The organism is Peribacillus sp. S4 (genome assembly GCF_046715815.1).
Classification (GTDB): domain Bacteria; phylum Bacillota; class Bacilli; order Bacillales; family DSM-1321; genus Peribacillus; species Peribacillus frigoritolerans.
Genome location: NZ_CP175708.1, coordinates 2,231,276 through 2,256,300 on the forward strand (window position 1 = coordinate 2,231,276; position 25,025 = coordinate 2,256,300).

Annotated in this window: 21 protein-coding genes and 1 pseudogene; 19 read left to right on the forward strand and 3 right to left on the reverse strand. The window is 40.5% G+C overall.

What is annotated here, in order from left to right; all coding sequences use genetic code 11:
• The first annotated feature begins 161 nt into the window (after positions 1-161).
• The 13 genes and pseudogenes from ACJ9PY_RS10660 to ACJ9PY_RS10720 all read left to right on the forward strand — a co-directional run.
• The gene (locus ACJ9PY_RS10660) at positions 162-1,244 is read left to right on the forward strand and encodes a hypothetical protein (protein WP_411739976.1); all 1,083 of its coding nucleotides are present in this window, start codon (positions 162-164) and stop codon (positions 1,242-1,244) included.
• Entirely contained in the window at positions 1,231-3,399 is a 2,169-nt protein-coding gene (locus tag ACJ9PY_RS10665; protein WP_411739977.1) for a molybdopterin oxidoreductase family protein, read from the forward strand. The genes ACJ9PY_RS10660 and ACJ9PY_RS10665 overlap by 14 nt, the downstream gene beginning before the upstream one ends.
• Positions 3,400-3,960, forward strand: a complete 561-nt coding sequence (locus ACJ9PY_RS10670) for a 4Fe-4S dicluster domain-containing protein (RefSeq protein WP_411739978.1) — start codon at positions 3,400-3,402, stop codon at positions 3,958-3,960. It abuts the gene before it with no gap.
• Positions 3,961-3,971: 11 nt separating this feature from the next.
• Positions 3,972-4,499 carry a Rieske (2Fe-2S) protein gene (locus ACJ9PY_RS10675; protein ID WP_034312622.1) on the forward strand — a complete coding sequence of 176 codons (528 nt, stop codon included), beginning with the start codon at positions 3,972-3,974 and terminating at the stop codon, positions 4,497-4,499.
• Positions 4,500-4,685: 186 nt separating this feature from the next.
• Complete coding sequence (locus tag ACJ9PY_RS10680) at positions 4,686-4,997, forward strand: hypothetical protein (RefSeq protein ID WP_054396283.1); 312 nt, start codon at positions 4,686-4,688, stop codon at positions 4,995-4,997.
• A complete protein-coding gene (locus ACJ9PY_RS10685; RefSeq protein WP_411739979.1) occupies positions 4,984-5,271 on the forward strand; it encodes a hypothetical protein in 288 nt (95 codons plus the stop codon). Before ACJ9PY_RS10680 ends, ACJ9PY_RS10685 begins: the two co-directional genes overlap by 14 nt.
• Positions 5,264-6,769 carry an MFS transporter gene (locus ACJ9PY_RS10690; RefSeq protein ID WP_098864609.1) on the forward strand — a complete coding sequence of 502 codons (1,506 nt, stop codon included), beginning with the start codon at positions 5,264-5,266 and terminating at the stop codon, positions 6,767-6,769. The genes ACJ9PY_RS10685 and ACJ9PY_RS10690 overlap by 8 nt, the downstream gene beginning before the upstream one ends.
• 196 nt (positions 6,770-6,965) lie before the next feature.
• The gene (locus ACJ9PY_RS10695) at positions 6,966-7,616 is read left to right on the forward strand and encodes a sensor histidine kinase (protein ID WP_106026544.1); all 651 of its coding nucleotides are present in this window, start codon (positions 6,966-6,968) and stop codon (positions 7,614-7,616) included.
• An 89-nt stretch (positions 7,617-7,705) separates the two neighbouring features.
• Positions 7,706-8,359: a response regulator transcription factor gene (locus ACJ9PY_RS10700; protein WP_034312606.1), complete on the forward strand. Its 654-nt coding sequence runs from the start codon at positions 7,706-7,708 to the stop codon at positions 8,357-8,359.
• The gene (locus ACJ9PY_RS10705) at positions 8,349-8,810 is read left to right on the forward strand and encodes a GAF domain-containing protein (protein WP_411739980.1); all 462 of its coding nucleotides are present in this window, start codon (positions 8,349-8,351) and stop codon (positions 8,808-8,810) included. Before ACJ9PY_RS10700 ends, ACJ9PY_RS10705 begins: the two co-directional genes overlap by 11 nt.
• Before the next feature lie 23 nt (positions 8,811-8,833).
• Positions 8,834-10,561: a PAS domain-containing protein gene (locus tag ACJ9PY_RS10710; RefSeq protein ID WP_411739981.1), complete on the forward strand. Its 1,728-nt coding sequence runs from the start codon at positions 8,834-8,836 to the stop codon at positions 10,559-10,561.
• 255 nt (positions 10,562-10,816) lie between these two features.
• On the forward strand, positions 10,817-11,572 hold the full coding sequence (locus ACJ9PY_RS10715; protein ID WP_034312598.1) for an IclR family transcriptional regulator: 756 nt from the start codon (positions 10,817-10,819) through the stop codon (positions 11,570-11,572).
• Between the two features lie 403 nt (positions 11,573-11,975).
• Positions 11,976-12,790, forward strand: a pseudogene (locus ACJ9PY_RS10720) (transposase); the annotation flags it as partial.
• A 180-nt stretch (positions 12,791-12,970) separates the two neighbouring features.
• Here ACJ9PY_RS10720 and ACJ9PY_RS10725 read toward each other — a convergent pair.
• On the reverse strand, positions 12,971-13,993 hold the full coding sequence (locus tag ACJ9PY_RS10725) for a hypothetical protein (RefSeq protein WP_239861074.1): 1,023 nt from the start codon (positions 13,991-13,993) through the stop codon (positions 12,971-12,973).
• Between the two features lie 691 nt (positions 13,994-14,684).
• Here ACJ9PY_RS10725 and ACJ9PY_RS10730 point away from each other — a divergent pair.
• From ACJ9PY_RS10730 to ACJ9PY_RS10750, 5 genes are all read left to right on the forward strand, one after another.
• Positions 14,685-15,965 (forward strand): MFS transporter, encoded by a 1,281-nt coding sequence (locus ACJ9PY_RS10730; protein ID WP_411739982.1) that lies wholly within the window; start codon positions 14,685-14,687, stop codon positions 15,963-15,965.
• A gap of 355 nt (positions 15,966-16,320) precedes the next feature.
• On the forward strand, positions 16,321-17,109 hold the full coding sequence (locus ACJ9PY_RS10735) for an SDR family NAD(P)-dependent oxidoreductase (RefSeq protein WP_222619736.1): 789 nt from the start codon (positions 16,321-16,323) through the stop codon (positions 17,107-17,109).
• A gap of 175 nt (positions 17,110-17,284) precedes the next feature.
• Positions 17,285-18,079, forward strand: a complete 795-nt coding sequence (locus ACJ9PY_RS10740; RefSeq protein ID WP_411739983.1) for an alpha/beta fold hydrolase — start codon at positions 17,285-17,287, stop codon at positions 18,077-18,079.
• 67 nt (positions 18,080-18,146) lie between these two features.
• Complete coding sequence (locus ACJ9PY_RS10745) at positions 18,147-18,395, forward strand: ferredoxin (protein ID WP_063576429.1); 249 nt, start codon at positions 18,147-18,149, stop codon at positions 18,393-18,395.
• 222 nt (positions 18,396-18,617) lie between these two features.
• Entirely contained in the window at positions 18,618-19,610 is a 993-nt protein-coding gene (locus ACJ9PY_RS10750) for an NAD(P)/FAD-dependent oxidoreductase (protein ID WP_034312587.1), read from the forward strand.
• 313 nt (positions 19,611-19,923) lie between these two features.
• Here ACJ9PY_RS10750 and iadA read toward each other — a convergent pair whose 3' ends face one another.
• Complete coding sequence (gene iadA / locus ACJ9PY_RS10755; protein ID WP_411739984.1) at positions 19,924-21,096, reverse strand: beta-aspartyl-peptidase; 1,173 nt, start codon at positions 21,094-21,096, stop codon at positions 19,924-19,926.
• 36 nt (positions 21,097-21,132) lie between these two features.
• Complete coding sequence (locus tag ACJ9PY_RS10760) at positions 21,133-22,554, reverse strand: YfcC family protein (RefSeq protein ID WP_411739986.1); 1,422 nt, start codon at positions 22,552-22,554, stop codon at positions 21,133-21,135.
• A gap of 286 nt (positions 22,555-22,840) precedes the next feature.
• Here ACJ9PY_RS10760 and ACJ9PY_RS10765 point away from each other — a divergent pair, with 286 nt between their 5' ends.
• Positions 22,841-24,883, forward strand: coding sequence for a sigma-54 interaction domain-containing protein (locus ACJ9PY_RS10765; protein WP_063576425.1), 2,043 nt, complete (start codon positions 22,841-22,843; stop codon positions 24,881-24,883).
• Positions 24,884-25,025 lie beyond the last annotated feature (142 nt).

Genomic DNA, 25,025 nt, shown 5'->3' on the forward strand with positions numbered 1-25,025 from the left:
GAAATATGGACTAATCACCATTCTGACGTCTGAATTTCTGTTTATTTAAAAAAAGTTAAGGGGATTTTTCCAAAAGGATGGGGAAGTTCCCCGATATCGAACAATCAGACAAGATCTTACAATAAGGGTATGGTAATTGTTTGTAATGAGGAGGAATAATAATGCAGGCAAAAGTCGCCGTAAATCAAAAAACAGGAAAATCGATTGATGATGCTTTTGCATCACATTTTGCAAAGTCTATGTTTCTAGCAGTTTGCGGACTTGTATTCTTATCGTTTATAGGTACGAGAATGTTTACACACGTGGATTTAAACCTTTATGGCTATATGGTGGGGACGTTTATTTTTATTGGGGGTTTCTTTTACAGATTTATCGCTTGGGGGGAAAGGCCGCCAACAAAGGTTTTTATAAAAAAAGGAATCAAAATTCTCTTAAGAAAATCAACGCCCAAAACAACAGTTGAACATTTAGCAACATACAATTTCATCTGGAACAGGGGAATTTACCGATGGACACAGCACGTTCTTATGGGCTGGGGCTGCATTCTTTCCTGCTTCGTGACCTTTCCTCTAGTATTTGGATGGATGTACTTCACAATGGACGAGAACGGTTACTACAACATCATCGCAATGGGGATCCAAGTAATGACAGTGCCAGCTGATGGGCTCATTGCGAAGTTATCATATAACGCACTGAACATAACAGCAGTGATGGTCATTTCCGGAGTATGCATGGCCCTTTATCGCCGTTTGAAAAATATGCAGGCAAGGGCAGAGCAACAATTCATGTATGACTTCCTTCCATTATTCATGCTGTTATTGGTCAGCGTTACAGGATTGGCACTAACGTTCATGAACATTTTTATGCATGGTGCAGGAATGCAGGCCATGTCACTGATTCACCAATGGTCAGTCATCATTACATTGATTTATCTTCCGTTTGGAAAACTTGCGCACATACCTTTCCGCCCAATGAGTGTATTTGCAAGAAACTACAGAGAACATTATGCGGAACAATCCATGAAAGGATGCAAAGTATGCGGTAATGAGTTTGTTTCAACAGAACAATCAAAAGATGTCATAGAGGTACTCGGCAGGAATGATATAGAATTCCAAGCGAAAGAAGGCCACCATCTCGCTGAAATGTGCCTTCCTTGTCGAAGAAAATACAGGATTGCCCAATTTTCTGGGTTCCCCATCCATGAAGTAAAAGTTAAGGAGGCAAACCAGGATGCAAAAGGATAAGTTTTTTAAAGCAGAAAGTAATGTGGTACACCCGAATGAAACATTGGTCAAAACCCATTGTGCTTATTGCGGAATGCAGTGCGGAATGAATTTAAGGGTAAATGTAGCGACGAATAAAATCATTGGGGTTGAACCCCGTTATGACTGGCCTGTAACCGTAGGGAAAATGTGTCCAAAAGGGGTTACAGCTTACCAGCAGACGAATCATGATGATCGTATTTTAAAACCGCTTATTCGTGATGATGCTTCATTAAAGGGAACAAAGGAAGGTTTCCGTGAAGCAAGCTGGAATGAGGCGTATGATTTAATCGCAAATAAGTTCAGGGAACTTCAAGTTAAATATGGAAAAGATTCATTATCCGTTTTCAGCGGGGTATCAATGACAAATGAAAAATGCTATTTAACAGGGAAATTTGCACGTGTGGCTCTTGGAACTCGCTACATCGATTATAATGGCCGATTTTGCATGTCGAGTGCAGCCGGGGGATTCCTTCGTTCTTTTGGAGTTGATAGAGGTTCAACATTACCTTGGACTGATATTCATGAAACAGATTGCTTATTTATTGCAGGAAGCAACACAGCAGAATGCCATCCAACTTCTATGTTCCGTGTTTGGAACGTACAAGAAAGAGGAGGGTACATTATCGTGGCAGATCCCCGTGAAACTCCTATTGCGAGAAGAGCAGATGTTCATCTTGACTTGAAACCGGGAACGGATCTTGCCCTTGCTAATGGAATCTTAAATCTATTAATTCAAAACGGTTATGCAGACGAAGAATTCATTAATAATCATACGAACGGGTTTGAAGAAACAAAAGAACTTGTAAAAGAATTTACACCGGAATATACGAGTGAGCTTACAGGTGTGGCATCGAAAAAAATCATTCGTGCAGCAGAAATTTATGGGAAATCACCAAATGCAGTTGTCATGTTCGCACGTGGAATTGAACAGCAGCATAAGGGAGTTGACAATGTATCTGGATATACAAACTTGGCGCTTGTGACAGGTAAAATCGGACGGCCAAAGTCTGGTGTAGCGACATTCACCGGTCAAGGAAACGGGCAAGGGGGACGGGAGCATGGCCAGAAAGCCGATTTATTGCCAGGATACCGTAAAATTACAAACCCTGAACATGTAGCAGAAGTTTGTAAAGTATGGAAAATCACTCCTGAAGAAATGCCCCAGCCGGGTGTATCTGCATATGAAATGTTTGAGTTGATGGAACAAAAAACGATTCGCGGACTGTATCTGCTATGTTCTAATCCTGCAGTATCTGCTCCGAATCTGAATTTCGTCAGAACTTCGATGAAAAATCTTGATTTTATGGTGTGTTCGGATTTCTATCTTTCTGAATCAGCGGAGTTTGCGGATGTGATTCTGCCATCTGTAACGTGGTCAGAAGATGAAGGAACAGTTACTAACCTTGAAGGAAGAATTATTAAGATAAATAAGGCACAAGAACCAATCGGTGAATCTAAGCCCGACTGGCAAATACAAGTAGAACTTGCAGAACGTCTTGGAAAAGGAAAATACTTTTCCCATTTGAAAACAGCAAAAGATATAGCTGATGAATTCAGACTGGCTAGTAAAGGAGGATATGCCGATTATTATGGTGCTACATGGGATAAGATCGACAAACAGGACGGAGTTTTTTGGCCTTGTAAGGATGAAAATGATATGGGAACGCCGCATATGTTCCTGGATAAAAAATTCTATCACGCAGACGGGAAAGCGAAAATTTGTGCGCTTCCTTACCGTCCCCCTGCTGAAGAGCCAGATGGAAAATATCCACTTCGTTTAACAACCGGTCGTGTCGTTTACCACTACTTATCTGGAAACCAGACGAGAAGAATCCAGTTTCTGCGTGATATGTGCCCGGAGCCATACGTCGAAGTGCATCCGGAAACAGCAAAAAAATACAATATGGACCATGAGGATAAGGTCCGCCTGTACACCCGGAGAGGCGAGGCAATCTATAAAGTGAAAATTACAGAGGCAATTCGTAAGGACACTGTATTTGTTCCATACCACTTTGGGCACGAGCAATCTATCAACCTATTAACGATTGCAGCGCTTGACCCAATATCCCGTATGCCGGAGTTTAAGGTCTGTGCGGCTCAAATGGAAAAAGTCGAAATAAAGAAGGTGCAATAAATGAAAAAGAGGCTCTATTTAGAACTTGAAAACTGCATAGGATGCCGGTCATGCCTTACTGCTTGTACACAATGCGGAGGTCATGAAGAGCGGAACAGGAACTACGTTTATGATGTAAACCCTCTGGTCAATCGGCAGACGATGCCTCTTATGTGCCTCCATTGTGTGAATCCGGCCTGTGCAAGAAGTTGTCCTGCCCAGGCAATCCAAATACATGAGACAGGGGCCGTCTTATCAGCTCTAGTTGAAAAATGTATTGGCTGCCAAAACTGTACGATCGCTTGTCCGTATGGAATACCAAAATTTGACACAGAGCAAAACTTAATGTATAAATGCGATTTATGTATTGACCGGACAAAAAACGGTATCCCGCCAATGTGTGCAAGTGTTTGTCCATCCAACACACTTCAGTGGCTCACCGATGAGGAAATTGGAAATAGAAAAAAACAATTTAATCTAGATAATGGAAAATGGGTGAGTAGCCTGCCTTATCTTGAAAGTGAAACGAACGTTAAGGTAAATTTGCCTGGTATTTTACAAGGAATTGAAAAGCTATTTTAGGAGGGATTTATATGCCGTCGGATAAAAATAATAAAATCCCCTTTAATGAAGATAATTACACCCATAATATTGAACGGGATAATGAAAGAAAGCTCGACAGACGAGGGTTCATGAAAACACTAGTGGGAGCTGCAGGAGTATTCGCGATTTCATCCCTTCCTTGGGGAGCGATTGCGGCTAAAGAATTGATGGGTCTTGGGGAAAAGGAGTATCCTCACAAAAAAATAACTAATGTAAGCGGACTTCCAATTGGTGACGCAGTGGAGTTTAAATTTCCAGGGGATCATGATGATGCCATTTTGATCAGATTGTCTGAAACGAAATACGTAGCATACCAAAATGCATGCACACATCTTCGTTGCCCGGTATTTTGGGTGAAAGAAGAAGGTGAAATGATCTGTCCTTGCCATCATGGGAAATTTGATGTTGAAACAGGTGCTCCAACTGCCGGACCTCCAAGGAGGCCCCTGCCTGAAATTCAAGTGAAAGTTGAAAATGGCGCAGTATACGCTGTAAGGGTGAAGCGTTATGAAGTTTAAGTACATCGGTGTCGCGTTGCTTTGTGCTTTCTTGATGATGAATATTGTATTTACCCAATTTATGGTTCACCAATTTTATTATGAAAATTATATAAATGTACTAATATTTGGGGGATTAAACATAGTGGTGTTTCCCTTAGCGTTATTTACTTATAAAAAAACGAAAAACGAAAAGGCGTGAATCAAATGAACAGTGAAACATACTTTGATTTTTGTTTTGTAAAAGAAGCAACTGGAAATTTTGCTGCTGAAATCGATAAGCTCCTTTCAGACCTTTTTAAAGATGTCCGTCTTAACTGGTATTTAGATGAAAAGTCAATAGATGGGGCCGATATTGTAGTTGCCGAAGTAAAGGGAATGAGCAATTGGGAGTCTGTAGTGGAAACTATTGAATTTATCGAGAATCATGCAGAAGATACATTCTGGGAATATTTGCAGGGTTTTCAAATGAATGTATACAGTGCAAAGAGAGGGTGCAATACATGTGGGACACATTAATTTGGACGGTATACAATCATTAGTCTCGGAAAAAGCCAGAGTGGCAATCTTGGATGATGATGGGCAGGATAAAGCGCCTTTTGTTACTAAAAAGATAGATAGGGTGGAGATTTGTCCTGACATGACCCATTTACGCATTTATTTTGATTACCTAAATTTTTTCGCTGTTCCCCTGACATGCAATATGGTTCGAAATAAAAATGAGTGGTCAGCTTTTGACGCAAACACGGGTTTACAATATGTAATTAGAAGAGAGAGTGATCAGAATGATTAAGAAAATACAGCTTCCATTACAGACTTTAAACTTAATAGTCGGATTTATGGTATGGGTATTAATTTCTTCCCTGATGCCCTTTATTAAAGAAGATATTGCTATACCGGAGAGTCAGCTTGCCCTGGTGACAGCCGTTCCGGTCATTTTGGGATCTGTACTTCGTATCCCCCTTGGCTTTTACGCCAATCAGTTCGGAGCCAGGAAAATTTTTCTGATTAGCTTTATGTTACTATTGTTCCCTGTTTATTATATCAGCATTGCCGATTCCCTTGTCGATTTGTTGATTGGAGGACTTTTCCTTGGTATTGGAGGAGCCGTATTCTCAGTTGGAGTAACCTCTTTACCGAAGTATTATCCAAAGGAACGTCATGGTTTTATAAACGGAATTTACGGTGCTGGAAACCTTGGCACGGCAGTATCGGCTTTTGCAGCACCCGTTGTAGCTGAGAATTTTGGCTGGTCAACAACTGTACAGCTTTACCTTGTGATTTTGGCGGTCTTTATCGCAGGTAACTTTCTGTTAGGGGATAAAAAAGAGCTGAAAGTAAAAACACCGCTTTTAGAACAAGTGAAGAGTGTCTACAAAAATGAAAAACTATGGCTGCTAAGTTTATTTTACTTTATAACATTCGGTTCTTTTGTTGCATTTACTATCTATCTGCCAAATTTTCTTGTAGCTAACTTTGGATTGGATAAGGTTGATGCCGGTTTAAGGACAGCAGGCTTTATTGTACTTGCTACCCTTATGAGACCAATTGGCGGATGGCTTGCAGATCGTTTTCATTCCCTCATTCTGCTCATGTTCGTTTTTGGAGTGTATACAGTTTCAGCGATGATCCTATCCTTTGCTCCATCAATTGGCTGGTACACTATTGGCTGTTTGAGTATTGCCCTATGTGCCGGAATGGGAAATGGTGTTATTTTTAAACTGGTGCCGATGTATTTCCAAAAGCAGGCTGGTATTGTGAATGGGATCGTTTCCGCTATGGGCGGTTTGGGTGGTTTTTTTCCGCCATTAATTTTATCCTTGTTATTCAATATCACAGGACATTATGCAATCGGGTTCATGGCGTTGTCGGAAGTTGCCCTTGCAAGTTTGATTTTAGTTGTTTGGATGTATTTCCAAGGCAAAATGGGGCTTGCCAAAGAAGTGATCGATCATACAATAGAAGGGATTCTAATTACCGATACCACCGGTAAGATCATTTCAGTAAACCCGTCGTTTTGCAGTATTACGGGTTATCAGGAAAATGAAGTAATTGGTAAGAACCCTAGTATACTTAAGTCGGGTAAACAGTCTCGAACTTTTTATGAGGATTTGTGGAAATCCATTGAGATAAATGGATTTTGGCAAGGTGAAATCTGGAATAGCCGAAAGGATGGACAGCAATATCTGCAATGGCTGACCATTAGTTCGATAAAGAATGATGCGGGGGATGTCGTTCAATATGCAGGTATGTTTAGTGACATTTCAAGTCATAGAGTGAAAAAAGCATAAAATGAACTGGCGCATGAAATGATTGATTTGAAGGCTGAATTGGAGTTTTCAAGAACTAGAAGTTCTAATGCTAGGTTTCAGGTGGGAAAAAAGGTATACGTCAGTTTTCTCACCACTCTGCCGAAAGTGTAATTGGGGGAGCATGCCGCATTTTGAATGGCCAATAATCAGCGACAATTGAAAAAGGAGGGTGGGAATGAATACTCAGCCACTTAAAAACAACATCAGTTCTTATATCATACAAACACATGAAGAAGAGATTAAAAGAATTGCGATGGAGCTTCATGAAGGTGTGGGGCAGTCCCTTTCCAGTCTCTTTTCCGGAATGCAGCTCATTGAAACGGCAATCGAACAGCCTGCCATGAGAATTTATGCAGGTGATATGAAACAGCTATTGGAGAAGGCAATTCAAGAAATCAGGCTTTTGGCTGTAGAATTGCATCCTCCTACCCTTACGACTTTTGGGCTTATTTCAGCTATTAAAAGCTACATGAAAATATACACCTCAACCTATGGTATTGAGGTTGAGATGGAGAATCTGGGAATTGAATCGCAAATCTCTGATAGAGATAGCATTACACTTTTCAGGGTCTGCCAAGAAGCATTGGTGAATATAGCAAGGTATGCTGATACAACAAAAGCAAGTATACTATTCAAATGGGAAAAAAGCATGTTATTAATCATGATAAAAGATTCAGGGAAAGGATTTGAGGTTGAAGCCGCCATGAATAAGCTGAGCGGGCTTGCCGCCATGTGTGAAAGAATGCATTTGATTGGCGGGAATTGTACCATTTTTTCAAAAATAGATCATGGGACTTCTATAGAGATTTCTCTGCCATTATATTAAAATGCTAAACAAGGGGTTTGCGAATTGTGCAATCCCCCTTGTTGTTTCATATAACGATACAAACACGAACAAAGCTAGGGGGAGCTGCTTTGATAAAAATTTTGCTTTGCGATGATCACGCCGTTGTAAGAATGGGCTTAAAGATGCTACTAAACAATCATCCTGATATGGAAGTCATTGGGGAAGCTTCAGAGGGGAATGAAGGAATACAACGAGCACTAGAGCTTCAGCCTAATGTGGTAGTCATGGATTTAAGCATGCCACATGGAAAAGATGGCTTATCGGCTACTTCAGAACTGAAGAAACTCATGCCCGAGGTAGCCATATTGATACTTACCATGCATGATGATGATGAATATTTGTTCAGAACCATTCAAGCCGGGGCTTCAGGCTGTATTTTAAAAAGTGCACCCCATGAAGAACTATTGGTAGCCATCCGATCTTTATCAAACGGAAATGCATACCTTCATCCATCTGCAACAAAAAGGGTAATGGAAGAATATTTAGGCAGTGTGAAGCAGGGAACCGCTGATTCCATCAATCTGTTGTCTGACCGTGAAAAAGAGGTACTTACGTTGATTGCGAAAGGGTTTTCCAATAAAGAAATTGCCGGACAGCTTGTCATAAGCGTGAAAACGGTTGAAAGCCATAAAGGAAACCTAATGGAAAAGCTCAAGATGAAAACAAGGCATGAACTTGTTGCATTCGCTTTAAAAAAGGGGTTATTAGGGTATGGAATTTAACTTGGACAGTAAATCGAAAGAGGAACAACCATTTAAAAAAGCGTGTGAATATGTATTAGATGAAATGAACGGTGATTTTGTAGGACTTGCCTTACAAAACAGAAAAGGTCCTGATATAAGCTGGCATTATGCCGCCGGCAACAGAAATGATAAGTACAAAAGGATAACTGTTCGATATGGAAAAGGAATTGCAGGCAGGGTCATATCAACGGGGACGCCGATGAAGATTGAGGGTTTCCCCAGTAATATCCAGGGCAAAGCTTTAGATTATCCCATCATGCTTGCGGAAAATCTCCGTTGCGCCTTCGCGGTTCCGATTCAATTTAAAGGTGTTCCCAAAGGGGTATTATTAGTAGGTAAACGAACAGTTCAGCCCATTTCTGAAAGTGACCAGCATAAGATCCTTGATGCAGCGAAAAAACTGGAAAAGGAATTGAACAGCTTAATTTAACATGGCAACAAGGAGGATTATGTATGGACTTGAATAAACATTTGGAAATGGAAAAAGGGGTTACGCCTGGATCCAGCGATGCGACAATCCTTGTCAATGAATCTGGAGTCATCTCTTTTGCGAATCAACAGGTATATGACAACTTTGGTTATGAACATCATGAATTGAACGGGGAAAAGCTTCTGAATCTTATACCAGGGGCAAACCTGCAACACAGCGGAGCAGGGGAGATTATCCACCAGTTGGGGATCCACCGGGATGGTCATGCTTTTTCGCTTTTTTTCAGGGTGAACTCCTTTCAGCTTGCGAAAGAGCTTTATTACTTAATTGTAGTCCATAAAGTGAAAGACCAATCACGGATTAACCAGCAGCAATCTTATCCGATCAATGAACTGGTTGATTTAATTTACGCACTCGATGAATCCACGATTGTTGCATTTACTGATGAAAAGGGCAAGATAATAAACTTTAATAAGAAATTTTGTGAGGTATCCAAATATTCAGCAACAGAGCTTATCGGGAAGGACCACCGAATTATCAATTCAGGTCATCATTCAAAGGAATTTATGCAAGAGCTTTGGGAGACAATTTCATCAGGAAGTGTTTGGCGGGGTGAAATCAAGAATAAGGCGAAGGATGGAACTCATTATTGGGTCGATACCACAATTGTCCCTTTCTTAAATGAAAAAGGGAACCCATATAAATACCTGGCAATTCGCAAGGAAATTACCGAATATAAACGAGTTTTAGAGGAATTGGGGAAATTCGTAAATAAAATGGCCGATTTCCAATTTGCTTTGGATGCTTCCTCGATTGTAGCAATAACCGATCAAAGAGGGACGATTAAATATGTCAATGATCAATTTTGCCGGATTTCAAAGTTTTCAAAAGAAGAGCTGATCGGACAGGATCATCGAATCATTAACTCGGGATTTCATTCGAAAGAGTTTTTCAACAATCTTTGGAAAACAATATCATCAGGGGAAGTATGGAAAGGCGAGATTAAAAATAAGACCAAGGATAATACTTATTATTGGGTTGATACGACAATCGTTCCATTTCTTGATGAGTTCCAGAAACCTTATCAATATTTAGCGATTCGTCATGAAGTGACCCAGCGTAAGCTTGCGGAAGAAGAGATTCAGAAAATGACCGGGAAAATCATTGATGTGCAGGAAGAAGAAAGAAAACGCATTTCCCGAGAGCTTCATGATGATATCGGACAAAACTTATACAGCCATCTCATAACGATTAACAGACTTCAGACAGAAATGGATCATCCCCTGTTAGATCAAATGCAAGATGAAGCGACCGAAATTATCGAATCACTCCGGCATCTATCCTGGGAATTAAGGCCATCGGTAATTGATGATCTTGGACTGTTCCCTGCCATACGCTCTTTAGTGGCGCAATTTTTAGAGCATCATCATATCAAGGTACGTTTTGAATGCTATTTGAACTGCCGTCTGAATGCAAACAAAGAAATTACCATTTACCGTATTATTCAAGAGGCATTAACAAATATTAGGAAATACGCCTATACAGAGGAAGCTACAGTGACGATCCAGGAAATAGAGGAAGAAGTTCGTGTAGAAATAGAAGATCAAGGAAAGGGCTTTGATATCGAAAAAGTTACCAGAGGAGTAGGCTTATTCAGTATGGAGGAAAGAGCCAGAGTTTGCGGCGGAAACCTTATCCTTCATTCTCGTGAAGGGAAAGGGACAAAAGTAATATTGAAAATGCCTTTGTAGTGGATGGGTTTTCGTAATGATCAAGTAACTTAATCCGCTAAACGCTTCAGCATTTCACATTATTACTCGTTCCATGGGCTTCGGGATAATAAAATGATTCGATCAAATATTAAAAAGTGCCGGTAAATCAAATGAGAATACAAACAGAGCATTTCGAAAAACAATCAATACGGTTATTTTCATTACATCCTTTCTTCCATGTTTTATAATAGAATGATAGTTAAGGAAAACATGTATCATGAAAGGAGACATTGTATGCAGGCACATAACAAAACGGTCGTGAAATCCATGCAAATCCTAACCCTTTTCATAAATCATCCAAAACTGACCTTTAATGAAATGATGGAACTTTCCAATTTGCCGAAAACGTCGTTACACCGTATGGTGGGATCTTTGGAGGAAATGGGGTTTTTGACAAAGGACGATGATGGCCGTTATTCACTTGGATTGATATTCCTGCAGTTTGGTCAACTGGTAGGGGAGCGTTTGGATATCAGGTCAATCGCCTATCCGATCATGAAAGACCTACGGGATGATGTTGAAGAAGCAGTGAATTTAATTGTAAGGGATAAGGATGAAGCGATGTATATTGAAAAGGTGGACACCCTGCAGCCTGTTCGACTTTATACATCCATTGGAAGGCGTTCGCCATTGTACGCTGGCGATTCTCGAATCATCCTAGCGTTTTTGCCAGAAGAAGAGCGTGAAAATTATTTGGAAAACATCCAATTAAAACCAATCGCCATGGGAACGATTACGGATAAAACTAAACTCCGTCATGCAATGGATGAAGCGAGATCAAATGGGTACACGATAACTTCATCAGAACTGGAGGATTATACAAAAGCGGTGAGTGCGCCGATACTCAATGGTAAAGGTGAAATAGTAGCCGGTATTAGTGTCGCTGGGATTGAAGCAAGATTTCAGGAAGATCGCTTGCCTGAATTGATTGACAAAGTAACGAAAGCTGCCAAAGCCATTTCCGTGAAACTTGGTTCTCGAACACATTAATGAAAATAGAAAAGTCATTTCATTTTCGGAATATATTTTTCTGAAATAAGATAACTTATTTAAGTTAGTCGAAACCTGCATTCTACATATAGGAAGTAAAGCCACCGCTTATGGTGGTTTTTTGTCATGTCACATGCCCAGTTGAACCAAAACGAAAAGGTGAACCATTAGGGGTTCAACTTTCAGACTGTAGACAAACTCGATGAAAATCGAGTTTGTCTACTTTTATGGCTTTTACAATTTGGACGTTGATTGGAACGTAGGGCACTCGCTTTCCGCGGGCGGTCGGGGAGCCTCCTCGGCTTTCGCCTGCGGGGTCTCCCCTAGACGCGCTTTTCCCGCAGGAGTCTCGTACCTTTCGTTCCAATCAACTTTGTCTTACCTTTTAGATAAAATCAAACAAGATCGTGAAAACCATGGAAAAAAGCCTTTTCCACCAGATAAATTTGATAAAGAAGAGACCAAAGAGATTAAAGAAAGTTTAACGGATTCTGAGAGTTGCAACTATGTGAAAGATGAACGAACAAAACAGTTTGCCTATTCATTCCACGCGGCAGCAGACCGCAACGGTTTTGTATTGGGACGATTGTAACACCTGGAAATACACATGACAGTCAGATCTTAGAGCCACTAGTTGAACAAGTGATTGAGAAAGTTGGAAAACCGGAAGCCGTTGCCTCAGATGGAGCTAATAAAACACCAGCGATTACAAGCTACCTATTTAACAAAGAAATCATACCGGCTTTACCTTATACATGTCCTCGCACCAAAGAAGGATTTTTCCGCAAACAGGACTATGTATTCGATGAACATTTTGATTGTTACCTTTGCCCTTCGGGCGAAACTTTAAAGTACTCAACAACTAATAAAGAGGGCTATAGCGAGTACAAATCGCCAAAACAAATTTGTACAACATGCTCATTTTTATCTCGGTGTACAGAAAGCAAAGACTGTCAAAAAGTGGTGACACGGCATATCTGGCAAACACATGTGGAAGAAGCAGATCATCTGCGTCATCATCAAGATGTAAAACCTATATATGCAAAACGTAAAGAAACGATTGAGCGTGTATTCGCAGATGCAAAAGAAAAGCATGGTATGCGTTGGACTACTTTAAGGGGACTTAAAAAATTGTCAATGCAGGCGATGCTTACTTTCGCTGCCATTAATTTAAAGAAGATGGCCAATTGGACATGGCGAGGTCCAAAAATGGCCTAACATGTGGGCTCGTAGAGTCGCAATCTCTTAACTTTAGGCTAAAATTCAAAGGGAATTTCAACAGGGACTCAGAATTTTTTAATTCCGAACCCCTGTTGTCTACAAACTGAAAGGTAAACCATTAGGGGTTCACCTTTTCCTATATCGTAATACTATATCGCAAGATTGTTAGTCAGCCACTTAAATACGCACAAAGTGTGATTGATTTATATTTCTTGGCACCCCGATGTCAGCCATTGTAAGTAAACCTGGTTTACGGAGGGCATCAATTTGCTTAGCGGTATTGATGATCATTGCTGCGGTTGCAGTATCTCCAAAAATGCCGTTTGGAACAATCAACCTTTGGGTTTCGTTCCCCTCAATAACGATTTCATCTTCCTGTTTAATACCTGCAGACATCGTTAAATCCAAGGAAATTTCCTTTCCGTCCACAGTCTTGCCTGTGGAAATTTGATGAAGCCCCATAACATCCCCTCGTTTTAAGGCAGTTAGCGGAACGGTCATATTTTCGCTTGCAATCGTTGGTTCAATGGTATTGATAACATTTGAAAGTTCCCAATTCAGCCCATAAGCGATTAACCTTACAGACTCCTCAAGACCTACATGCCCAATTTCATTCCGTTGGGCCAAAAATTCAAACTCTTCTCTGGTCATCCCGATTCCGACCTTTTTTTGTAAAGGGAGGCGCCTTTTCGAAACATCAACTTTACGGATGACCTTAATTTGGTTAACAGTGGTCAATACTGTTGTAAAAGAAATGGCCATAGTATCCATGATATACCCTGGATTGATTCCGGTCCCGATGACACTAAGTCCTTTTGCTTTAGCATAATCATCTATTTCCTTTGAAAGTAAAGGGTAGCGATGCCAAGGGAAGGAAAGCTGTTCACAGGTGGAGACCACTGAAAAACCGTGATCTAGCAGCTCTTTGATTTGGGGCCATACTTGTTGTGCATTGGAACCGGTTGCATGTAGGGCGATAGGGTGGTCAGCTTCAGTATTTACTTCCTGGATATGGGGAACTACACACTTGTTCGTTTCCTTTTCATCGATCAGGAAGCCAATATCCTTCCCTACCTTATCGGGGTCAATATCGACAACACCGATAATAGATTGAGGATTCGTTTGATAAGCACTGCGTAGAATTTCAATTCCGATGGGACCGAGCCCGAATACTGCGAATTCAGAATATTGGATAGTCATTCATCTCTCATCCTTTCAAATAACTTATAACAAAATGCTAACATTGAATGATAAATAATAAAAATAGTTAATTTTTATATATTTATAAAGAATCGTTATAAAAGGAAGACGGCAACCGAATGAGCGGAAGAAGTATCATTCTTCAATTTTGGGTTTACCTATCTAAGGAAACGTTGGTTGGCGGTTCACGAATTGTATGCCTTATTCACCTCAAGCTGCAGCATAAGTTGGGGTGATGGACAGAAAACCGTCATACTATTCCCGGTTAAACGGAACTAGACTAAGAAGCGCTTCAGTCACATGATGGACATTTTATTGCTGCAAATCATGATGTTTCAAATAATTATGGAGATGCATTACCTAAGGTACGAGGATTTGCAGAAACATTAGCTGGTTTTATGTGATAGATGTGTAAGGTATTGTTTCGGGTTGTTTTCATCGAAACTCTACCTTATTTATTTTGTATATAAAACTACTTTTTTTCTGCTAAAAAATATTATTCGAAATATTATTGACTATTAAGAAAATTCAATATAACATTAAATATCGGTAACAATGTTTTTTATATGAAACAAAAGTTGCTGCTATCTTTTGAAAGGGGGAGTTGGTGAAGTTTGATAGCATGTTAGCCATTTTGTATCGAAAATCATGAAAGCGCATTCAAACGAGCCTATTATAAGGGGGAAATAACATGTTACAAGGTCAAAAAAGATGGTTGTACATTGCGATTCCTATTTTTTTCTTCTGGTTTTTCGGTCAGATTGATAAAGTAGGTATCTCTGTTATCCAAACCGATCCGGGATTTTTAAGTGATCTTGGTCTGACTGGCCCGGATAAAAATGCGAAAATTGGCTTGATCTCCTTTATATTCATGATTTCATACTCCTGTTCCAACATTTTTTGGGGTGTTATTATCGACAAGTTAGGGGCGCGGAAAACAGCGGTTTTAGGTTTACTGGTATGGACTGCGACAATGGTCATGGGAGGACTGTCCACTTCATACGAAATGTTTTTAATTAGTAGGGTCATCCTCGGAATCGGGGAAGGAATGATGATCCCGATATCGGGTAAATTCATATCGAATTGGTTTAATAAAAGAGAGCTTGGCAGGGCACAGTCATTCTGGATTACTGGAAACTACCTTGGCCCGGCAGTGGGTACCGTTATGCTCATCCTCATTATTTCAACATTTCATTGGCAGGCCGCGTTCTTTGCTCTCGCCGCCTTTAACTTGTTTATAAATATTCCAATGTTCCTGTATTTGGCTCGTAATACGCCTGAAGAACATCCACGCATGAGTAAAGAGGAAGTCTCCTATATTCGCCAAAAGGACGAAATGCATGATGTGCAGTTGAAGCAATTCTTCGCAAAGGATTATCGTTATTGGATTGTCTGGTTTGGCAATTTGATGTCGTCCTTTCTGTTCTTTGGAATCAGTATTTGGCTTCCTACCTATCTCGTGGAGGCCAAAGGCTTTGAAAGAGATGCAATGACTGGGATTACCTCATTATCATGGCTATTCGCGCTAGGATTTGTCCTGGCTGGCGGATTTCTGGCGGACAAAACGAAACGCCCGAGCTTGCTTGCGACGATTCTTTTCATACTAACAGCAGTATTTTTGACAATCGCTGTCCTTGCACCTAGTCCTATTATGGCCGGGGTTTCAATGGGGCTCGCCATGGGAACTCAGGGAGGAATGTTTCATCTAACCAATTTCTTCATCATCAAATTTTCAACACCTGAAACAGCGGGACGCGCGGCCGGTTTAATGGGATTCACGAATATTATGGGTGGATTTTCAAGCTATATCATGGGGTGGAGCCGCGATATGTCTGGCGGTGATTTTGGTCCCTCCATTGCCATGCTGATAGTAGCAGCAACTCTGGGGTTTGTCGCGTACTTGTTTATGATTAAACAAGAAGTTGCCGAAAATCACCTAAGTAATACAACAGGAAACAAAGTAACTTTATAGAGGGCAAAAAAAGTAATATCATACGTTTTTTAGAAAGGGTATCTCAGTAAGAAGGGACGCTAGATTCTTACTGAGGACCACAATAAATCTTGAATACTCATTGTACACAGAAATAAGGATTACCACAGCTTGATATAGAACAAGGCACATATTCCCGAACGATGGTTTCAGTTTTTTTTACAGCTTACATTGACAATGAAGCGATTACATTTTAGAATTGTTTATATAAAAAACATAGTTTTATATACAAAACATATAAGGATTATGTCCTCGCTACAAGACCGTATATATGAATGGAACCGATCTTTGGATAACCGTTCATTATGTTTGAAAGATATCAGAAGGGGTGGAGACAATGGGCATGGCCTTAAAAGATAAAGTCGTTTTGATTACAGGGGGAGCTTCTGGAATAGGAGAAGCTGTCACACGCCGTTTTATACAAGAAGGAGCAAAAGTGAGCATTATCGGCCGCTCTAAAGAGACATTAGCGAAAATGAAAGGAGAATTTGGTGAAAACATCCTTACTTATCAGGGAGATGTAAGCAAATACGAAGACAATGAGCAAGCGGTCAAAGCTACTGTTGAGCAATTCGGAAAGTTAGATGTCTTCGTTGCGAATGCAGGCGTGTTCGATGGATTTGCCAAATTTGCCGATGTGACTCCCGAGGCGCTTTCCGAAGCGTATGATTTTCTATTCAATATTAACGTAAAAGGCTCTTTTTTCGGAGCTAAAGCTGCTCTTGAAGAACTGAAAAAAACGAATGGCAATATTATTTTTACCGTGTCCGGTGCAAGTTTTTATCCAGATGGCGGCGGTGTTTGGTATACAGCGAGCAAACACGCCCAAATTGGATTGATGCGCCAGCTTGCGTTCGAACTATCGCCTTCCATCCGGGTAAATGCCGTAGCACCAGGGGGTACATTGACAGCACTCACGGTGATTCCACCGCTGCGTCCATTTGTGAAAATCATCGATAATGATACGAAAGCAAGCAGCATTAAAAAACGGAATATTCTTCAACTTGCCCAGATGCCGGAAGATCACGTTGCGGCTTATGTACTGTTAGCTTCTGACGAATCACGCGCAATCACTGGTGAAATCATTTCCAGCGACGGCGGATTGTCAGTGCGGGGCCTTGGCTAAACTGGAGAGGTATTTGAATACGTTAGCTGAATTGTAAGACGGGAAAGGAAGCACTTTCTTTATAGGGTTTCAAGCAAAATATAAAAATAGTAAATCATTCTCTAATTTAAGAAAGTTATATCAAGTTTGGGGGCTTTAAGAGTTAGAGACTTACCTTTAGAAGGGGACTGATCGTATGCCATTCGTAAAAGTAGAAGATTTAAGCATTCATTATGAAATAGAAGGTAATGGAGAACCTCTAGTATTATTACATGGTATGAGCAATAATTCACAGTCATGGAAGGAACAAATCCAGGAATTAAAGGAGCATTATACAGTAATCGCATGGGATGCTCCGGGTTATGGGAAAAGCTCAGATCCAGCAGAAGAATATAGACATTTTAAAGAGTTCGCATGTATTCTGAACGGCATGCTAGATCAGCTAAAGCTGGAAAATATCCATCTGCTCGGCCATTCAATGGGAGCGGCAATTGCGATAGAGTACTGTAGCCTGTACCCTAATAAGGTTAATAAACTCATATTAGCAGATTCGACAAGGGGGGCTGCTGCTCTATCAGCAGAAGAGAACGAGACGAAATTGAAAAATCGATTATTTTCAATTGAAAACCTTTCTACTAAGGAGATAGCGGAAAAGAGGATACAAGCACTGCTATCTCCCCATGCTTCAGAAAATGTCCATACACGGGTCAAAGAGATTATGACACAGATAAGACCGGCAGGATATCGTTCGGTAGCATATTCACTTTATCATCTAAATCAAATGAGTATGTTATCTCATATAGCTGTTCCTGTTCTTGTGATTTGTGGTGAGTTGGATACTGTAACTCCCATTAAGGAATCAGAAGCCATTCATGAAAAGCTAATAAACTCCCGGGTAGTGATTATTCCAGATGGCGGTCATTTGTGTTACCAGGAAAATCCAAGGAAGTTTAATTCGAGCATTTTGGAATTTTTGAAAGGTATTGAGTAGGAAAAGGCTTCTACAAATACTTTAGTAAAACCAGGGCCTAGATTAGAGAGAGGGATGAATAGGAAAAATGGCTAATTATACAATCGTTGATAAAGAAACGTGTATTGCTTGCGGAGCTTGTGGTGCTTCAGCTCCGGATATTTATGATTATGATGAAGAAGGGATTGCGTTCGTTATATTGGATAATAATGTTGGGGCAGCGATTATACCTGATGACCTCGAGGAAGATATGATAGATGCTTCAGAAGGATGTCCAACAGATTCTATAAAAGTGGCTCAAACATCCTTTGATGGTAACCCTAATAAATTTGAATAATTATTTCAGGTGCGTTTGTGACCAGTAGCTTTATAGATTTTTAATGTGGTGACATATCCAGATTGTCTTTGAAAGGGTGGATATTCTATTGCTTTTATCCATCATTTCTGAAACAAAGGATAAGGAAGAATTACTTGTGGAAACATTACAAGTTTATCGCTTACAACCAGTAAATCATGTTCAGTATGAACAACCAACCTAGAAGAACAAGGAGTGATTGCATTGACAGAAGAAAAAAAGGTCTATGACATAACTATTATTGGCGGCGGCCCAGTTGGCTTGTTTACTGCGTTCTATGGCGGAATGAGGCAAGCGAAGGTGAAAATCCTCGAAAGTCTTCCTCAACTGGGTGGACAGCTTTCGGCTCTTTATCCCGAAAAATTCATTTATGATATAGCTGGTTTTCCAAAAGTAAGGGCGCAGGAATTGATAGAGAATTTAATAGAACAAATGAAAGTATTCGAACCAACAATTTGTCTTGAAGAAGCAGTTGAACAAATGGAAAAGCAAGCAGACGGAACATTTAAGATCACTACAAACCTCGATACTCATTTCTCTAAATCAGTGATCATTACTGCTGGAAATGGAGCCTTTCAGCCTCGTAAACTAGAATTGGAAGATTCAACACAGTTCGAGGATAAGAATTTGCATTATTTCGTGAATGATATGAACCGATTTAAAGGAAGAAAAGTGGCGATTCTGGGCGGTGGGGATTCTGCTGTTGATTGGGCCCTTATGTTAGAGCCGATTGCTGAAAAGGTAACATTGATACACAGAAGAGATAAATTCCGTGCCCATGAGCATAGTGTAGAAAAATTAGTGAATTCCTCTGTTGAGGTCAAAACACCTTATATTCCCTCCGAATTGGTAGGAACAGATCACATTACGCAAATAGTTTTAGAACACACTAAGACTCAACAAAAAGAAGTGGTTGACGTAGATGATTTAATTATTAATTACGGCTTTGTCTCTTCTCTTGGAGCGATTAAAGAATGGGGTCTAAACATCAATAAAAATGCAATTATCGTTAATTCCAAGCAAGAAACAAATATTTCAGGCATATACGCTGCCGGGGATATTTGTACGTATGATGGAAAGGTCAAATTAATTGCTTCCGGATTCGGTGAAGGTCCTACGGCAGTTAATAATGCCAAAGCCTATATTGATCCTTTGGCGAAAGTTCAGCCGCTCCATAGTACTTCATTATTTGGATGACCTCTTTCTAACAACAAGACTTTTCTGAAGACTAAAGTACATAGGCTGGGTCCCTAAGATAAAAGTGATGGATAGGGGGTCTCGATTTTCCAGGTTAAAATCGAAAAAAAGTTAAGTTTGATATATTCGAGGCTTTACATGTTTTGTTACTTAACAAGGGAACAGGTTAATATGACTGTTATAATTAAAAGTCGAATTCCTCCACAGTTAGGAATTCGACTTTTTAGATTGGTTTAAGTATCGCCCCTATAGCGATTTTTCACAATATTAATGCGAGACGTGAAAATTTTTCGAAATCTGGTATCCTCTAAACTCATTCAAATGTCCCTTTTATCAACGGAATACCCTTATCTACCATAACTTGTCCTTTTGCCATTACAGTGACAATTGCCAAAGTTTCCTTTTGCAATAGCACAATATCAGCATCCTTGCCGGTTTGGATACTGCCCTTTGTTGATAGTTTCAGCACTTGTGCGGGATTCGTGGTGATGACCTTCAGTGCCGTTTCAAGAGGGATTCCTTCTTCTAAAACAGAATCACGCACTTCGTGATATAGCGAAGATACTTTTCCTACTTGAAGGCCTGCATACTCCCCATGGTTGTTGAAAAATGGAAGACTTGCCTGGCCGTCTGAGGAGAAGGTGATTTGTTCTACCGGAATCCCTTCTTCCAGCATCATGCGCAAGGCAATGCTGCATTTTACTTCGCCATCATCCAGAAACTGAGGAATGGTGCTTGTTGTAAAGTCTACGAACCCGCCCCGTTTTGCGTAATTGATTCCCGCCTTGAATAATTTTTCATTTCGGTTGATATGTGTCGGATGGAGCTGCCGAATCGGAATGCTGGTTTTATCAGCGATTGCATGTAACAACGAGAGCTCGCCATCACCGTCTCCTACATGAACTTCTAATATTCCTGCTTTTCCTGACAGAATACCCCCGTTACGTGCGGCTGCGACGATTTTGGTCAATTCCTCAAAAGTGGGCTCTGATGATCTATGGTCGGAGATGGCAATTTCCCCGACACCGATGATTTTGTCAATGAAAATAAGGTCATCTTCAATTTTTCCTGTCAATGTTTTTACTGGTACTTGGTAGGAGCCTGTATGAATGAAACAGGAAATACCCTCTTCTTCAAGTGCCCGGGCCTTGGCAAGCAGGCTTTCCATTCTACGCGTAGTTCCGTCCGTACCAAGCAATCCGACAAGCGTTGTAATACCTGAAGTCGTAATGTCCGTAAGCATCAGCTCAGGGGTGCGGGTTTTGAATCCTCCCTCACCGCCTCCGCCAATAATATGAACATGTGAATCTATGAAACCTGGAACAACTAAAAGATTGGTCGCATCAATGATATGAATAGGAGCAAAGTTGTCAGGAATCTCGATTCTGTCATTTATGAATGCAATTTTTTCGCCTGTAATCAAAATGTCTTTCCGTCCTAAGTAATTGGGTGAGTATATCTCGCCATTTTTAATTAAAGTAAGCAATGCGTTTTTCCTCCTGTAATGAATTAGTGATTTTTATCAAAATGGACCATATCCGATGAAGTGAGCCGTTATGACGGCTATTAATCCAATGAGATATTGAATAAGTACCAGCGGCAGAATCCACTTCGCCCATTTTGTCCAAGGTATGCCTGCAATTGCCAAGCCCGCCATTAAGGTGGTAGCGGTTGGGAAAATCATATTTCCGATTCCGTCCGCAAAAGAGAAAGTCAACACCGCAGTTTGGCGTGTAATATCCAATAAGTCTGCGAGCGGAATCATAATTGGCATGGTCAACATCGCATGACCGGTTCCGGATGCTAGAATAAAATGAATAAGAGTTTGGAAGCTGTACATGCCGGCAACACTTAAATAGGCCGGAATATGCTGGATTGCTTCAGATACTTGATGCAGCATAGGGTCGACGATATGCCCATCATTCAATACAACAAGAATGGCGCGTGATACGCCAATAATCAAAGCACCGCCTAGCAAGGCGGCAGATCCATTGGTAAAGGAGTTGACAATTTGATCCGCGGATAATTTACCGAATACTCCAATTACTATTGTCAAAATAATGAATAAGGCTGTAATTTCTGTAATGTACCATTGGAATTTGATGACACCAAATGCCAACACGATATAGTTAATTAAAAAAGAGAGTAAGATGAATTTATGTCTTGCAGTTAATTTCGCACTTGATTGGAGCAGTTTTTTTGCTTCTTCCTTTGTATATTTTCCGTAGATTCCTATAGAAGGATTTTTCTTGATCTTCATAGCATAACGATAGATATAAAGAACGGAAACAAGGTAGACGATAATAAATAAGATAAGGCGTAACCCTATTCCTGAGAACATCGGCAATTCAGCAATTCCTTGTGCAAGTCCTACAGTGAAGGGATTCATGATAGCAGTCGTGAACCCTGACAATGCCCCTACTATGACGATGGCAGTACCTGTAATTGTATCGAATCCCAGGGCCAGCGCCAGCGGAATGATAAGAGGAAGGTAAGCTAGTGTTTCTTCTGCCATTCCCATTAAGGAGCCTCCTACAGCAAAAAACAGCATCACGACAGGAATTAATAGCTTTTCACGTGTCGCCAGCTTCCGGGCCATTGTGGCGATGAGCACATCAACCGTCCCTGTAGCTCTTAAAACACCGAAAAACCCTCCAATAATCAATAAGAAAAAGATAATATTGCCGGCTTCAACCATCCCTGTGTGAATAGCTTTTATCATATCGAACAATTCCACCGGTGCAGATTCTATCCATTTGAAAGAATTGGCGTCAACAGTTGTCCGTCCATCTGCTTCAATCCGTGTATATTCCCCGGCAGGCAAAATGTAAGTAAATAGAGTTGCTGTTGCGAGAATGCAGAGCAGCAATACAAAAACATTGATTTTTCTCTCTTTTTCTCCCGCTGTTTCAAGCGAAACAGCCTTCTCTTCTACCTGGCTCATAAGTGTCTCTCCTTTGTATTTAAAATAAGTACATGGAACTAATACGCTAACAAAAATTTTCCAGCCTATCACTATCATCTGTTTTTCTAGTATTCTGCTGTTTCCCTCCTTTTCAAATCCATGGGCACGTCAACTCAATCACGACAACTCAATATATAAGCAAATTCTGTGCCAATACGGGGTAATTGATTTTAATGAGAACTTATTGGGTGGATTGAAGTTAAAGGTCATTATTGGTTCTTTTTGGTGATATAATAAAACCAATTAAAGACAGGTAGGTGCTTTTATGTCAAAATCCTCACTTACACTTATAGCGGGAAGCTCAAAAACAAAGGAAGCCTTGCAGGAGCAACTGGAACAACTGCTTGGAGACTACGTTCATGTCAAAAGCCATGCTACCGATGAGGGAATACCTCGTTCTTTGGGAGAGGGAATTATCTTGTATTCATCAGATGCAGCTTATGAAAAGAAAATGGGAATGGGCGGTGTAAATTCCCAGAAAATAATTGTGGGAAAGAGAACTGTTAATCATGAATACATTGACAAGCTATTAAGAATACCAGAGGGTTCGACAGTGCTTTTGGTGAATGATGATGACGATGCAACTATAAGCCTTATTGAATCCTTATATCAGCTTGGTGTCGATCATGTTCAATTTATCCCTTTCAGGAAGGGGATTTTATTTTATGAGAATGTCCAAATAGCTGTATCGCCAGGAGAAACTCATCTGTGCCCCTCTTACATAAAAGAAGTAATCGATATAGGCGTGCGTCTTTTTGATATAACAACAATTCTGGAAGTTGTAGAATGCTGTGGTTTACACAAGGATATATCCTCTAAGATTTCTGAAAGGTATATTAGTAATATAATTGAATTACAACGTAAGCTGTTACATGCGGAGTGGGATGCCAAGCAGATGAGTGATCATATCCAAAATGTGTTGTGTACTGTCGATGACGGAATATTGGTCGTTAACGAGGAAGGGCTGATAACGGTATTCAATGACCAACTTGCGGCATTGTTCCAGGTTGATGCAAAAGATGTGGTTAATCAGTATCTAGAGCATGTAATGAATCGCCGTGATATTATCGATTTCATCATGGAAAGTAATGATGAAAGCAAGTTCTTCAACATATACGGCGTGGATGTCGTGATTTTCCGGTTGCAAATGATGAAAGAAAATACAATTGTCGCAACCTTCAAAAGTGTACATCAAGCCTTTGAAATAGAAAAGACTGCACAAAGAGAAATGCGCAATCAAGGATTTTATTCAAAATACTGCTTTGACGATATTATCGGCGAGAATGAAGTAATGAAAGAGCGTAAGCAGATTGCCAGAAAGCTTGCCTTGTCGGAGCATCCGATTTTGATTCAGGGAGAGACGGGTACAGGAAAAGAGCTGTTTGCTCATGCGATTCATGAGCATTCATTGCGAAAGAACGGGCCATTTCTAGCGGTTAACTGTAGTGCTTTAACAGAAACTTTACTTGAAAGTGAATTGTTCGGCTACGAAGAAGGGGCATTTACAGGAGCGCAAAGGGGAGGAAAGAAAGGACTGTTTGAAATGGCGGATAAAGGGACTATCTTTTTGGATGAAATTGGTGACATAAGTCTCACAGTTCAATCCCATCTGCTTCGAGTTCTTCAGGAGGGGGAAATCCGCAGAATTGGCGGCAAGAGAATCATTCCCGTTAATGTCAGGGTGATTACCGCGACGAATAAAAATCTTCATGATAAAATGCGGGACGGTTCATTCAGAACAGACTTGTTTTACCGGCTGAATGTGCTCAATCTTTACATACCGTCACTCAAAGAGAGAAGGGCGGATATTCCACTTTTGATAAAGCACCTCATCACAAAAAGCGGGAAGTGGGTAAAAGTAGAGGAAGACGTACTGGATTATTTCATGCAATATGAATGGCCCGGCAACATACGGGAACTTAAAAGTACAATCGATTACATGCTGACGGTTTGTGAGGGGAATGTCGTGACGAAAAGTGATCTTCCGTTCATGCACGGGAATAAGGAAGACAGTGTGACGGCTGATTATCCCGTCTGTGAAAGTGTGTTGGAAAATCAGGAGCGCGCTTTCATCTTGGAAGTAATTAAGCAATACAACGATAAAGGAAAAGCGGCAAGCAGAGAACTGATTTCCAGTCAAAGTAAAGAATCGGACTTTGTCTTGTCCCCTCAGCAGATTCGTCGCCGTTTGGATATTTTAGAAATTGAAGGGTTTGTCGTCAAAGGCAGAGGAAGGGCCGGCACTAAGATTACCGCTGAAGGAATAGAGTATTTATATTTTCTTAGGTCAAAGCATGCTATGCATTGATATACTTAGTCACTACCAATAAGGGGAGTTTGCTAATTTAAGGTTTTGATAAGTTATATAAGGGGGAACGCCCCATCGCCAATAAGAAGTTTAAAAGGTGAAATGATCCTATATTAATAGCCCCGTTTCTCGGTATCATAAA

What these genes read in the sequence shown, in the direction of transcription:
- ACJ9PY_RS10660 (WP_411739976.1), top strand. Translation starts at nt 162, where the DNA reads ATGCAGGCAAAAGTCGCCGTAAATCAAAAAACAGGAAAATCGATTGAT.
- ACJ9PY_RS10665 (WP_411739977.1), top strand. Translation starts at nt 1,231, where the DNA reads ATGCAAAAGGATAAGTTTTTTAAAGCAGAAAGTAATGTGGTACACCCG.
- ACJ9PY_RS10670 (WP_411739978.1), top strand. Translation starts at nt 3,400, where the DNA reads ATGAAAAAGAGGCTCTATTTAGAACTTGAAAACTGCATAGGATGCCGG.
- ACJ9PY_RS10675 (WP_034312622.1), top strand. Translation starts at nt 3,972, where the DNA reads ATGCCGTCGGATAAAAATAATAAAATCCCCTTTAATGAAGATAATTAC.
- ACJ9PY_RS10680 (WP_054396283.1), top strand. Translation starts at nt 4,686, where the DNA reads ATGAACAGTGAAACATACTTTGATTTTTGTTTTGTAAAAGAAGCAACT.
- ACJ9PY_RS10690 (WP_098864609.1), top strand. Translation starts at nt 5,264, where the DNA reads ATGATTAAGAAAATACAGCTTCCATTACAGACTTTAAACTTAATAGTC.
- ACJ9PY_RS10695 (WP_106026544.1), top strand. Translation starts at nt 6,966, where the DNA reads ATGAATACTCAGCCACTTAAAAACAACATCAGTTCTTATATCATACAA.
- ACJ9PY_RS10705 (WP_411739980.1), top strand. Translation starts at nt 8,349, where the DNA reads ATGGAATTTAACTTGGACAGTAAATCGAAAGAGGAACAACCATTTAAA.
- ACJ9PY_RS10710 (WP_411739981.1), top strand. Translation starts at nt 8,834, where the DNA reads ATGGACTTGAATAAACATTTGGAAATGGAAAAAGGGGTTACGCCTGGA.
- ACJ9PY_RS10715 (WP_034312598.1), top strand. Translation starts at nt 10,817, where the DNA reads ATGCAGGCACATAACAAAACGGTCGTGAAATCCATGCAAATCCTAACC.
- ACJ9PY_RS10725 (WP_239861074.1), bottom strand. Translation starts at nt 13,993, where the DNA reads ATGACTATCCAATATTCTGAATTCGCAGTATTCGGGCTCGGTCCCATC.
- ACJ9PY_RS10730 (WP_411739982.1), top strand. Translation starts at nt 14,685, where the DNA reads ATGTTACAAGGTCAAAAAAGATGGTTGTACATTGCGATTCCTATTTTT.
- ACJ9PY_RS10735 (WP_222619736.1), top strand. Translation starts at nt 16,321, where the DNA reads ATGGGCATGGCCTTAAAAGATAAAGTCGTTTTGATTACAGGGGGAGCT.
- ACJ9PY_RS10740 (WP_411739983.1), top strand. Translation starts at nt 17,285, where the DNA reads ATGCCATTCGTAAAAGTAGAAGATTTAAGCATTCATTATGAAATAGAA.
- ACJ9PY_RS10745 (WP_063576429.1), top strand. Translation starts at nt 18,147, where the DNA reads ATGGCTAATTATACAATCGTTGATAAAGAAACGTGTATTGCTTGCGGA.
- ACJ9PY_RS10760 (WP_411739986.1), bottom strand. Translation starts at nt 22,554, where the DNA reads ATGAGCCAGGTAGAAGAGAAGGCTGTTTCGCTTGAAACAGCGGGAGAA.
- ACJ9PY_RS10765 (WP_063576425.1), top strand. Translation starts at nt 22,841, where the DNA reads ATGTCAAAATCCTCACTTACACTTATAGCGGGAAGCTCAAAAACAAAG.